Source organism: Peterkaempfera griseoplana (assembly GCF_001418575.1).
GTDB classification, from domain to species: Bacteria; Actinomycetota; Actinomycetes; order Streptomycetales; family Streptomycetaceae; genus Peterkaempfera; species Peterkaempfera griseoplana.
Genome location: NZ_LIQR01000018.1, coordinates 1 through 11,474 on the forward strand (window position 1 = coordinate 1; position 11,474 = coordinate 11,474).

13 protein-coding genes and 1 pseudogene are annotated in these 11,474 nt (G+C 74.0%); 7 read left to right on the plus strand and 7 right to left on the minus strand.

Annotated elements, in window-relative coordinates; all coding sequences use genetic code 11:
• Nucleotides 1-756 (minus strand): inositol monophosphatase family protein (locus tag AOK09_RS01490; protein ID WP_055585245.1); only part of this gene is annotated, 756 nt, incomplete at its 3' end.
• A gap of 224 nt (nucleotides 757-980) precedes the next feature.
• Here AOK09_RS01490 and AOK09_RS01495 point away from each other — a divergent pair.
• A complete protein-coding gene (locus AOK09_RS01495; protein WP_055585246.1) occupies nucleotides 981-1,484 on the plus strand; it encodes a MarR family winged helix-turn-helix transcriptional regulator in 504 nt (167 codons plus the stop codon).
• Nucleotides 1,485-1,499: 15 nt separating this feature from the next.
• Here the strand turns inward: AOK09_RS01495 and AOK09_RS01500 are convergent, their stop codons facing one another.
• From AOK09_RS01500 to AOK09_RS01525, 6 genes are all read right to left on the minus strand, one after another.
• Nucleotides 1,500-1,823 (minus strand): DMT family transporter, encoded by a 324-nt coding sequence (locus AOK09_RS01500; RefSeq protein ID WP_055585247.1) that lies wholly within the window; start codon nucleotides 1,821-1,823, stop codon nucleotides 1,500-1,502.
• 108 nt (nucleotides 1,824-1,931) lie between these two features.
• Nucleotides 1,932-2,255, minus strand: coding sequence for a DMT family transporter (locus AOK09_RS01505; protein WP_055585248.1), 324 nt, complete (start codon nucleotides 2,253-2,255; stop codon nucleotides 1,932-1,934).
• Between the two features lie 97 nt (nucleotides 2,256-2,352).
• A complete protein-coding gene (locus AOK09_RS01510; protein WP_055585249.1) occupies nucleotides 2,353-3,564 on the minus strand; it encodes an FG-GAP-like repeat-containing protein in 1,212 nt (403 codons plus the stop codon).
• A 104-nt stretch (nucleotides 3,565-3,668) separates the two neighbouring features.
• Nucleotides 3,669-4,724, minus strand: coding sequence for a ribosome small subunit-dependent GTPase A (rsgA, locus tag AOK09_RS01515; RefSeq protein WP_055585254.1), 1,056 nt, complete (start codon nucleotides 4,722-4,724; stop codon nucleotides 3,669-3,671).
• A 56-nt stretch (nucleotides 4,725-4,780) separates the two neighbouring features.
• The gene (aroA, locus tag AOK09_RS01520; RefSeq protein WP_055585250.1) at nucleotides 4,781-6,115 is read right to left on the minus strand and encodes a 3-phosphoshikimate 1-carboxyvinyltransferase; all 1,335 of its coding nucleotides are present in this window, start codon (nucleotides 6,113-6,115) and stop codon (nucleotides 4,781-4,783) included.
• A 71-nt stretch (nucleotides 6,116-6,186) separates the two neighbouring features.
• Entirely contained in the window at nucleotides 6,187-6,900 is a 714-nt protein-coding gene (locus AOK09_RS01525) for a M50 family metallopeptidase (RefSeq protein ID WP_055585255.1), read from the minus strand.
• Between the two features lie 271 nt (nucleotides 6,901-7,171).
• On the opposite strand from AOK09_RS01525, the gene AOK09_RS01530 reads away from it, so the two are divergent.
• The 6 genes and pseudogenes from AOK09_RS01530 to AOK09_RS41575 all read left to right on the plus strand — a co-directional run.
• The gene (locus AOK09_RS01530) at nucleotides 7,172-7,945 is read left to right on the plus strand and encodes an SOS response-associated peptidase (RefSeq protein WP_055585251.1); all 774 of its coding nucleotides are present in this window, start codon (nucleotides 7,172-7,174) and stop codon (nucleotides 7,943-7,945) included.
• A 76-nt stretch (nucleotides 7,946-8,021) separates the two neighbouring features.
• Nucleotides 8,022-8,672: an alpha/beta hydrolase family protein gene (locus AOK09_RS01535; protein ID WP_055585252.1), complete on the plus strand. Its 651-nt coding sequence runs from the start codon at nucleotides 8,022-8,024 to the stop codon at nucleotides 8,670-8,672.
• Between the two features lie 220 nt (nucleotides 8,673-8,892).
• On the plus strand, nucleotides 8,893-9,630 hold the full coding sequence (locus AOK09_RS01540) for a sigma-70 family RNA polymerase sigma factor (RefSeq protein WP_407675318.1): 738 nt from the start codon (nucleotides 8,893-8,895) through the stop codon (nucleotides 9,628-9,630).
• Complete coding sequence (gene rsrA, locus AOK09_RS01545) at nucleotides 9,627-9,926, plus strand: mycothiol system anti-sigma-R factor (RefSeq protein ID WP_055585253.1); 300 nt, start codon at nucleotides 9,627-9,629, stop codon at nucleotides 9,924-9,926. The genes AOK09_RS01540 and rsrA overlap by 4 nt, the downstream gene beginning before the upstream one ends.
• A gap of 301 nt (nucleotides 9,927-10,227) precedes the next feature.
• A partial coding sequence (locus AOK09_RS01550) for an HD-GYP domain-containing protein (RefSeq protein ID WP_245687066.1) occupies nucleotides 10,228-11,225 on the plus strand: 998 nt, incomplete at its 3' end.
• Nucleotides 11,226-11,227: 2 nt separating this feature from the next.
• Nucleotides 11,228-11,474, plus strand: a pseudogene (locus AOK09_RS41575) (HD-GYP domain-containing protein); the annotation flags it as partial.

Sequence of the window (11,474 nt, forward strand, 5' to 3'; positions counted from 1 at the left end):
CCCGTTGGACGCGGCCGCGTCGGCGCCCCCGGGCCCGTCCACCCCGTCCAGCCCGGTGAAACGCCCGCCCGCCTCCTGCACCACGATGCACGGCGCGGCCATGTCCCACAGGGACAGCTCCGGCTCCGCCGCGATGTCCGCCGCGCCCTCGGCCACCATCATGTACGACCAGAAGTCGCCGTACGCCCTGGTGCGCCAGCAGGCCCGGGTCAGGTCCAGGAAGGGGTCCAGGCGGCCGCGGTCCTCCCAGCCCGAGAGCGAGGAGTAGCAGAACGAGGCGTCCTCCATCCGGGACACCGAGGAGACCCGGATCCTGCTCGCCCGGGTCAGGTCACGCCCGGTGTACGCGCCCGCGCCGCGCGCCGCCCACCAGCGGCGGCCCAGGGCGGGGGCGGAGACGATGCCCACCACCGGCTGCTCGCCGTCCGGGCCCAGCTCCATCAGGGCGATCAGGGTCGCCCACACCGGCACCCCGCGCACATAGTTCTTGGTGCCGTCGATGGGGTCGATGACCCAGCGGCGCGGCCCGCTGCCCCGCCGGCCGAACTCCTCGCCCATCACGGCGTCCCTCGGCCGGGCGCGCTGCAGGACACCGCTGACCAGTTCCTCCGTGGCCTTGTCGGCGTCGCTCACCGGGGTCAGGTCGGGCTTGGTCTCGACCTTCAGGTCGAGCGCCTTGAAGCGCTCCAGGGTGACCGAGTCCGCCGAGTCGGCGAGGACATGGGCGAGACGGAGATCGTCGTGGTAGTCCGGCATGGGCCACACCGTAGCCGCTTTCGCCCCGGCCCGAGCCGCCCCACGCTCTCCCGGGGGCCGATCGCACCCCCGCAGCACCCGGGAGGACCGGCGGGACGGGAGCGGAGGGCCGTCTCCCGGAGCGGGCTGCCCCGCCCACCGGACGCCCGGGCGACCGCCGGACCGGACGGGGCGCCGGAGATCGCGGTGTCCGGCCCGCGCCGCAGGGTGACTAATGTGGGTCCATGGGACAGCGGACAGCGCGACCGGCCGACGGCGGCACGGGCGCCGCAGACATCTCCGACGCCGACCTGGTCGGTCTCTACGGGCTGCTGCAGGACGGCTGGACCCGGACCGAGCGTGAGGTACGGGTCGACGCGGTGGCCGGGGTCGACCTGCCCGGCCCCTGGCTGGAGGTCCTGCTGAGACTGCTGCGCACCCCCGAGCGGAAGCTGCCGATGACCCGGCTGGCCCATGACGTCTCCCTCACCAGCGGAGGCTTCACCAAGCTGGCCGACCGGATGGCCGCAGCCGGACTGATAGACCGTCAGCCCTGCGCCACCGACCGTCGGATCACCTACAGCGTGCTCACCCCACGCGGCGCCCGTCTCGCGGAGGAGGGCCACCGCAGGCACGCCGCCCTGCTGCGCAGCCACTTCCTCGCCCCGCTGGGCGTGGAGCGGGCGGAGCAGCTGGGTGAGCTGATGCGGGTGCTCCGGGAGGCCAACCGAGGCCCCGAACGGGAGTGACCGCCCGCCACCCGGTCAGTGCGCCGAGCCGCTGAGCTGCAGCCCGATCACCCCGGACACCACCAGGCCGATCGACACCAGTTTGAGGACGCTGCTGGCCTCGCCCAGCCAGATCATGCCGTAGGTGGCGGTCCCGGCCGCCCCGATGCCGGTCCAGACCGCGTACGCCGGACCGACCGGCAGATGCTTGAGCGACAGCGTCAGCAGACCGAAGCTGGCCAGCGCGAAGCAGCAGAAGGCGACGGTGGGCCACAGGCGGGCGAACCCGTTGCTCAGCTTGAGGCAGACGGCGAAGCCCGTCTCGAACAGGCCTGCGCAGACCACCAGCAGCCATGCCATGGACGCATCCCCCCAGCTCGGTTCCGGGCTCCTCCACCCCGCGGTTCCCTTCCCCGCCCGGCACGGTGGTCACACGCCCCCCGGCGTCCAAGTGATCACGATCGGGTCTCAGTGCCCGGAGCCGCTCAGCTGGAGGCCCACCACCCCGGCCACCACCAGGGAGATGGAGACCAGCTTCAGCGCCGAGGCCGACTCGCCGAGCCAGGTGATCCCGTACACCGCCGTGCCGGCCGCCCCGATGCCCGTCCACACCGCGTAGGCGCTGCCCACCGGCAGATGCCGCAACGCCAGGGTCAGCAGGCCGAAGCTGCCCAGCGCGAAGCAGGCGAAGGCGATGGTGGGCCACAGCCGGCTCAGGCCGTCGCTCAGTTTCAGGCAGACCGCGAACCCCGTCTCCAGCAGCCCGGCGCAGATCACCAGAGCCCATGCCATGGCTGCACTCCCTGCGGGCCGTCGGTCCTGTCCGCCCCATTCGATCAAGAAGAGGGGCTGCTCCGCATCCGGGAGGCGCCCGGTCGTGCCGCCGCGGTCACCAGGCGACGGCCGTGCTGCGCATCGAGGTGTTGGACGAGGTGCCGCCTAGGAAGCCGGTCTTGCCGGTGCCCACGGTGAGATAGATGTTGCCCTGGACGGTGGAGGTGCCGCCGTGGGAGAGCAGATCCGGGCGGCCGTCGCCGGTGAGGTCGCCCACAGCGGTGAGCAGCCGGCGGTCGGCGGACGCCCAGGAGCCGCTCACCGCCTTGCGGGCGCCGATGACCGCCTTGCCCTTGACCGGGTAGAGCCACAGATGGCCCGAGGTGTCACGGGCCAGCAGGTCGGCGTGCCCGTCGCGGTCCAGATCGCCGGCCCCGGCCAGCGCCGTGAAGTTCTGCCAGGCGCCCCAGAGGGCCTGGCGTGCGTAGAAGGTGCCGTTGCCCTTGCCGCGGTAGAGCCACAGATGGCCCGAGGTGTCACGGGCCAGCAGGTCGTTGCGGCCGTCGCCGTCGAGGTCGCCGGGCGCGACGAAGGCGGTGACGCCCTTCCAGGTGCTGGGCAGCTGGGTACGGGAGCCGAAGGTGCCGTTGCCCTTGCCCGGGTAGAGCCAGAGCCGCCAGGAGGTGTCGCGGACGATCAGGTCCTCCCGGCCGTCGCCGGTGAGGTCGCCGTGGCGGACCAGCGCCGTGGGGTTCCAGCCGGTGGCGAGCCGTCGGGCGGCCGCGCCGGGCCTGCCGGGCAGGAACCAGAGCTCCCGGGCCTCGTTGCGGACCAGCAGGTCGGCGTAGCCGTCGTTGTCCAGGTCGCCGAAGCGGTCGGCGGCGGGCAGCGCCCCCTCCCGGGGGAAGGGGACACCCGTCCAGTCGGGGTGGGACTTGGGCTGGCCGCAGTCGGCGGCGTCGGGGACGAACTCGATCGAGCTGACAGCGTTGTCCAGCCCGTCCATGAAGGGCACGCCGGCGCCGGCACCGGCGATCTCGAAACTCTGGAGCCCCGTTCCCATGCGGTAGCCGGTGTTCGGGTAGAGACAGGCGTCCTTACCGGTGTCGTTGATGTACGAGCTCATGACGTTGTCCCAGGACCCCAGGGAGGCGCGCTCCCCGGTGATCACCAGCTTGGCGCCGGAGAACTTGGTGCCCTGGAACGCGCAGAGCTGCCCCTTGGCGCAGGTGCCGGTCGCCGCCTCGGCGGGCAGCGCCGGGACGACGGCCGCCAGCAGGGCTGCGGCGGTGGTGAGAAGGGCGCTGCGGAACCGCTTGCGGGGCACGGGGCTGCTCCTGGAGGAAGAGGCGGGAGCGCGGCGGCATGATGATCACACCGGCTCGGTCGGGATCCTAGGCCATCGCCCCGCCACCTACGGACCCGCGGACCTCAGTCCCCTTCGCGGGCCTCCCTGGTGGCCAGCAGCCGGCGCAGCGAGTAGAGCCGCGCAGGGTCGGCCTTGCCGCTCTCCACCCAGGCGTCCAGCGCGCAGTCCTGCTCGTCGTGGCTGCAGGCGCGCGGGCAGCCCTCGGTGCCCGGCTCCAGGTCGGGGAAGGCATGGATCACCCGGGACGGGTCCACATGGGACAGCCCGAAGGAGCGGAAGCCGGGGGTGTCGATCACCCAGCCGGGTGCCGGGGCCCGACGTGAGCCCGGCTTCTCCCCGGGCGGCGCGGGCAGGCGCAGCGCCAGCGCCGAGGTGGTGGTGTGCCGGCCGCGGCCGGTGACCGCGTTGACCACCCCGGTGGCCCGCTGCCGGTCCGGGACCAGTGCGTTGACCAGCGTGGTCTTGCCCACCCCCGAGTGCCCGACGAAGACCGTCGACCGGCCGCGCAGATGGTCCCGCACCGCCTCCGACTCCTCGGGCCCCAGGTCGTCGCGCCGGGTCACCACATGCCGTACGCCGAGGGGGGCGTAGATCTCCAGCAGCGGATCGGCCGGCGCCAGATCGGACTTGGTGAGGATCAGCAGCGGTTCCATGCCCGCGTCGTACGCCGCCACCAGGCAGCGGTCGATCAGCCGGGGACGCGGCTCGGGGTCGGCCAGGGCCGTGACGATGGCCAGCTGGTCGGCGTTGGCGACCACCACCCGCTCATAGGGGTCGTCGTCGTCCGCGGTGCGGCGCAGCACCGAGGAGCGGTCCTCGACCCGGACGATCCGGGCCAGGCTGTCCGGTTCGCCCGACAGGTCGCCGACCAGGGCCACCAGATCCCCCACCACCACGCCCTTGCGGCCCAGCTCACGGGCCTTCATGGCGGTGATGACGCGTTCCTGCCGGGTGCCGGCGTCGACCAGGCAGGTCAGCCGGCCCCGGTCGACGGTGAGGACCATCGCCTCGGCGGCGTCCTCGTGCTTGGGGCGGATCCGGGTCCTGGGACGGGAACCCCGTCGGCCGGGCCGGGCCCGGATGTCGTCCTCGTCGGCGTCCTTGCCGTAACGGCGCATACGTGGTGTCAGGCCTTCGGGTGGGTCGAGCGGTTCGTCATGGCGGATCTCCTGGATCAGGGGGTGGCGGGGGCGGCCGAGCCGGCCAGCATGCCGGCCCACAGCCCCGGGAAGTCGGGCAGGGTCTTGGCGGTGGTGGCGACGTTCTCCACCAGCACGCCGGGGACGGTCAGGCCCACCACGGCGGCCGCGGTGGCCAGCCGGTGGTCCTCGTAGGTGTGGAAGGCGCCGCCGTGCAGGGGACGCGGCCGGATCCGCAGGCCGTCCTCGGTCTCGTCGACCTCGCAGCCCAGCCCGCCCAGCTCCTTGGCCAGTGCGGCCAGCCGGTCGGTCTCGTGCAGCCGCAGATGGGCGATGCCCGACAGATGCGAGTCGGAGTCGGCCAGGGCCGCCACCGCAGCGATCACCGGGGTCAGCTCGCCGACGTCGTGCAGATCGGCCTCGATGCCGTGCACCCGTCCGGACCCGGTCAGCGTCAGACCCCCGTCGGTGAGCTCGCAGGAGCCGCCCATCAGGGTGAAGATCTCCCGCAGCCGGTCGCCCGGCTGGGTGGTGTGCGCCGGCCAGTCGCGCACCGTGACGCGCCCACCGGTGACCAGCGCGGCCGCCAGGAACGGCGCGGCGTTGGACAGGTCGGGCTCCACCACCAGGTCCCGGCCCAGCAGGGCGCCCGGGGTCACCCGCCAGACGTCGGCCTCGCCGCCGTCCTCCGGTGCGCTCACCTGCACACCCGCAGCGCGCAGCATCTCCACCGTCATCCGGATGTGCGGCAGGGACGGCAGCGGACCGCCCTGGTGGCGCACCTCCACGCCCTGGTTGAAGCGGGCACCGGAGAGCAGCAGCGCACTGACGAACTGGGAGGAGGACGAGGCGTCGACGGTGACCCTGCCCCCGTCCAGCGCCCCGGTGCCGGCCACGGTGAGCGGCAGCGCACCCCGTCCGCCGTCCTCGATCCGGGCGCCCAGCACCCGCAGCGCGTCGATCACGCCGTGCAGCGGACGCTCATGGGAGCGGGGGTCGCCGTCGAAGTCCACCGGGCCGTCGGCGAGCGCGGCCACCGGCGGCAGGAAACGCATCACGGTGCCCGCGTTGCCCACGTCCACCCTCGCCGGGCCGTGCAGCCCCGCCGGGATCACCCGCCAGGCGTCGCCGCCGCCGGTGCCGCCCGTGGAGCTGTTGACCGTGTCCTCGATGCCGACGCCCATCTCCCGCAGCGCCGCCGCCATCAGCAGGGTGTCGCGGCTGCGCAGCGGCCGCCGGATCCAGCCGGGCTGGGCGGCCAGTGCGGCGAGCACCAGCGCGCGGTTGGTGACCGACTTGGAGCCGGGCACGGTGACGGTCGCGTCCACGGCTGCGGACGCGGTCGGGGCGGGCCAGAGGTCAGCGGTCATGGCGCCAGCCTAGAGGGTTCCGGTGCGGCAGCCCCTGTCCTGGCCGCCGGGCGGGCGGCCGTACGACCCACTCAGCGGCCGATCAGCCAGCTGCCTCCGGCCAGCAGGCTGGCCAGCGCCGTCACCATGAACAGCGCCACCCAGAGGACCGCTGCCACCCCGGTCAGCCGGGCCAGCTGGTCCGCGTCGGAGTCCGGAGCGCCGCCGTGGCGCCGCTTGCGCTGCAGCTCCAGCACCGGCCGTACCCCGGCCAGCAGCAGGAACCACACCCCGAGATAGGCGAACCCCGCCTGGGTCCGGTCGCCCGCGTACCAGGACACCAGCAGGAAGGCCGCGCCGGTGACCAGCACCGACAGCACCCCGAAGGCGTTGCGGATCATCACCAGCAGCCCGGCCAGCAGCACGATCGCCGTCCACAGCAGCGCGGTGATGTGCCCGGCGGCCAGCAGGGCCGCGCCGCCCAGGCCCAGCAGCGGCGGCGCCAGATAGCCGGCCGCCGCGGTGAGGATCATCCCGGCGCCGGAGGGCTTCCCGGAGGAGACGGTCAGACCGGAGGTGTCCGAGTGGAGCCGGATTCCGGACAGCCGCCGGCCGGTCAGCAGGGCGACCAGGCCGTGACCGCCCTCGTGGGCGATGGTGACGATGTTGCGGCTCAGCCGCCACACCGGCGCTGCGACCACCGCGACCAGCGCCACCGCGGCCGCCGCCAGGACCAGCCAGACCGGCGGGGCGGGCTGCGTGCCCAGCACGCGGTCCCAGGCGTCACCCACCCCGAGTGCGTCGATCTCCACCGCGGTACCCCCGTCTCCTGTGCCGTCGTCCGCCGCCGGTGAACGGGCAGCTTCGCACGGGAGGACGGCGGGCGACCAGCCGCCGGTTCGTCCCCGGCCGCCGCGTCCCGGGATCCGGCGGTTCCGGGGACGGGGTGTGCAGGCCGGGCCGACGCAGCGTGGCCGCCGGCGGCGGCAGCGGGGTTCTCCGGCTCCGGCGGTGGCCGTGCGGACAGAATGGGAGGGCGGAGTCCGCTGTGGTGCCTGGGGAGAGGTGGTTGCTGCGATGTGCGGCCGATATGCGTCGAGCCGGAAGCCGGAGGATCTGGTCGAGCTGTTCGAGGTGGAGAAGTGGGATCCCACCGAAACCGTCGAGCCCGACTGGAACGTGGCGCCCACCAAGTCCGTGTGGGCCGTCCTCGACCGGCCGGTGAAGGAGGCCGGCCCGCAACCGGTGCGGCAGTTGCACGTGCTGCGGTGGGGACTGGTGCCGTCCTGGTCGAAGTCGGCCGACACCGGGGTGAAGATGATCAATGCCCGGTCCGAGACCGTCCATGAGAAGCCGGCCTACCGCCGCGCCTTCGCCTCCCGCCGCTGCCTGCTGCCCGCCGACGGCTACTACGAGTGGTTCACCCCCGCGACCGCCCCGGACGGGCCCAAGGGCAGCTCCCGCAAGCAGCCGTTCTTCATCACCCCGGCGGACGGCTCGGTGATGGCCATGGCGGGGCTGTACGAGTGGTGGCGCGACCGCTCCCGGCCCGGCGACGACCCCGCCGCCTGGCTCTGCACCTGCACCGTGCTCACCACGGACGCCGAGGACGCGCTGGGCCGCATCCACCCCCGGATGCCGCTGCTGGTGGAACCCGGCGGGTACGACGCCTGGCTCGACCCGGCCCGCAGCGACGCCGACGAGCTGCGCTCGCTGCTGGTGCCGCCGCTGGCCGGCCGACTGACCGCGCACCCGGTGTCGGCCGCGGTGAACAATGTGCGCAACAACGGCCCGCAGCTGACCGAGCCCATTCCGGCGGATCAGGCGCTGGGCGACGCCACGCTGTTCTGAGCCCGGCCCGGTACGAGCCGGGCCGAGCCGGGTACGAGCCCGGTCCGGGCCCACGACGAGCCCAGGAGGACGCCCGATGGAGCAGAGGACCGTCGCCACCGAGGCAGGCGACGCCCGGATCGGCTTCGCCAGGGCCGAGCGGCCGCTGGCGGTGCTGGCGCTGGGCCACGGCGCAGGAGGCGGCGTGGAGGCCCGCGACCTGCAGGCGCTCGCCGCGGCGCTGCCGCCGCTGGGGGTGACCGTCGCCCTGGTCGAGCAGCCCTGGCGGGTGGCCGGACGCCGGGTGGCCCCCGCACCGAAGACCCTGGACCTGGGCTGGCTGCCGGTCGCCGCGCACCTGGCGGGCGAGGGGGTGCCGCTGCTGGTGGGGGGCCGAAGCGCCGGGGCGCGGGTGGCCTGCCGTACGGGGCGGCGGAGCGGCGCCGCCGGAATTCTGGCGCTGGCGTTTCCGCTGCACCCTCCGGGGAAGCCGGAGAGGAGCAGGGCGGAGGAGCTGACCGGGGCCGGGCTGCCGGTCCTGGTCGTGCAGGGCCTGCGGGACCCCTTCGGACGGCCGGAGGAGTTCCCGGGGCTGCCCGCGGGCACCGAACTGGTCGCGGTGCCCGGCGCCGACCATGGTTTCGCGGTGCCCAGGCGGGGCAGCGTGACTCAGGAGGAGGCGCTGGCCGTGGTCACCGCCGCGGTGGGTGACTGGGCGCTGCGGACAGCCGCTGCGGCCCGGGAATGAAACGCGCCCCACCGGGGTTGTGCGCGTACGTCGGTACACACACGTCGGTGGAAAGGCAGTGCCCATGGGCTCGATCGCTTGCCCCGAACGCCCCGAGGAGAAGGCGGGTGATCCCGCGGTCCTCTGGTCGGAGTGGGTCGTCGCGGGCGAGAAGACGCCGGGGCCGATATCCTCCGTTTCGGGCCGGACCATCGTGGGACGGCCGCGCAACGCCGAGGAGGTGGGTCCGGTCGCCGGGACCGAGGATGACACCGGGGCCGTGGAGCACGAGCACACGGACCGGGAGCTCACCGGAGAGGAGCTCGCCGACGCCATCGGCGAGGAGACCTTCCGTGCCTCCGTCGAGGAGTCGGAGGACACCCGCCGGGAGCGGTTCGAGCGCGACGCCCTGGGCTACCTGGACCAGATGTACTCGGCCGCGCTGCGGATGACCCGCAACCCCGCGGACGCCGAGGACCTGCTCCAGGAGACCTTCGCCAAGGCGTACGCCTCCTTCCACCAGTTCCGTGAGGGCACCAACCTCAAGGCGTGGCTGTACCGGATCCTCACCAACACCTTCATCAACTCCTACCGCAAGAAGCAGCGCGAGCCGCAGCGGACCGGCGCCGAGGAGATCGAGGACTGGCAGCTGGCGCGCGCCGAGTCGCACATGTCGACCGGTCTGCGCTCCGCGGAGGCCCAGGCGCTGGACCATCTCCCGGACAGCGATGTGAAGGAGGCCCTCCAGGCGATTCCGGAGGAGTTCCGCATCGCGGTCTATCTCGCCGACGTCGAGGGCTTTGCCTACAAGGAGATCGCCGACATCATGGGTACCCCCATCGGTACGGTGATGTCGCGTCTGCACCGGGGTCGCCGCCAGCTGCGGGGGCTGCTCGAGGACTACGCGCGGGACCGCGGACTGGTCCCGGCCGGCAGTGGGGCGGGTGCGGGGGACGAGGGGAAAGGCTCCAGCACATGAGCTGCGGTAACCCGCACGAGACGGACTGCGGAGAGGTGCTCGACCACCTCTACGAGTATCTCGACAACGAGATGGACGAGGGCGACTGCGCCAAGCTGCGCGAGCACTTCGAGGAGTGCTCGCCCTGCCTGGAGAAGTACGGCCTGGAGGCGGCGATCAAGGCGCTGATCAAGCGCTCCTGCGGCTGTGACGCGGCGCCGACCGACCTGCGCAGCAAGGTGCTGGCCCGGATCGACACCATCCGCTCGGCCCGCGTCGACACCGCCTACGCGTCGGCCGACACCGTCCAGGAGTAGCACCGCCCAGGAGTGGGCAGCGGCGGCGCCCCCGCCCCGGGCGGGGGTGCCGTACACGGCGGCGCCACCGGCACGCCTGTACGGCAGACCGGCGGGCCCATGAGCCGGCTCCGCCGGGCCCTTTCACCCGTTGGTGGGAATCCGTCTGCGCCGACCGCGCGAATCCCACGAGGTGCCCTTGCGCCCGGCGCCCGCCCCCTATCCTCCGTGGCGGGCGGTCCACCACGCACCGGGACCGCCGTACCCGACCGGTACGGAGGGCGTCATCACAGCCGAACTGGCACAGTCCGGGCCGGGCCCCGTGCTGCCCCGGGCCGCCTGGGTCTGCCTGGCGGCCGTGGTGCCCGCAGCCGTGCCCTGCCTGCTGCCGCTGCTGCCCCCGCTCCAGCGGCTCTCACCGGCGGCGCAGTGGGCCGGCGCCGCCGTGCCCTGGTCCCGGGTCGGCGTCCTCGCCCTGCTCCACCTGGGCTGCGACCTGCTGGCCCAGGGACCGTGGCCGCGCACCCGCCGCGCCCGGACCGGCGACCGGCCCGAGGGGGCCGGGACGGTGCTCGCCGCCGCGGGCGCGTTCCTCCCCGTACTGCTGGCCGGTGCCCTGCTGCTGCCGCCGGCCGGTGCCGCGCTGGCCGCCGTCCCGGGAGCGCTGCTGGGCCCGGTGGCACCGCCGTACCGCGCCCGCCGGCTGTGGAACTCCGCCCAGCTGGCCCTGGCGGCCTTCGCCGCCGCGACGGTGTTCCGGCTGCTGGACGGGCCCCTGCTGCTGCTCGGCGCCCGCTTCCCCTGGGCGCTGCTCCCCGCACTGGCGGCCGCCGCCGCCTTCTGCCTGGTCAACGGAGTCCTGCTGGGCCTGATCACGGTGCTCGCCGACCGTGGGACGCGTCCGTCCGGAGTCGTGCGCGCGGTGCTGCTGCCCAGCGCGGTGCCGTGCCTGGTGCACGGCCTGGTGGCGCTGATGATGGCGGCGCTGTGGCAGGGCCCCTACGGCGCCTTCGCGGCCGTGCTGGCGCTGCTGCCGCTCTCCGTCTCCTGCTGGGTCCACGCCGAGTACCGCCGCGAGCAGGCCGCGCATCGCGCCACCGTGCAGGCGCTGGTGCAGGCGGTGGAGATCAAGGACGAGTACACCCGCGGCCACAGCGAACGGGTCGGCCGCGCCTCGGTGCTGATCGCCCGGGAAATCGGGATGGCCGAGGAGCGCCTCCACTCCCTGCGCTTCGCCGGCATCCTGCACGACGTGGGCAAGCTGGGCGTGCCCACCCCGCTGCTGCGCAAGAACGGGCCGCTCACCCCGGAGGAGCGGCGNNCGCGGTCGCCGACGCCTTCGACTCCATGACCTCCACCCGCTCCTACCGCCGCGGGCGGCCCGTGCCCGAGGCCGTCGCCGAGCTGAACCGCTGCGCCGGGACCCAGTTCGACCCCCGGATGGTGCAGGCCCTGGTCAGCGCGGTGGACCGGTACGGCTGGCAGCCGGCCGAACCGCCGCCCGGCGGCTATGCCGGAGAGGTGCCGGACATCCCGCTCGGCGTCCCCGACCCGGTACGGCCCCCCACC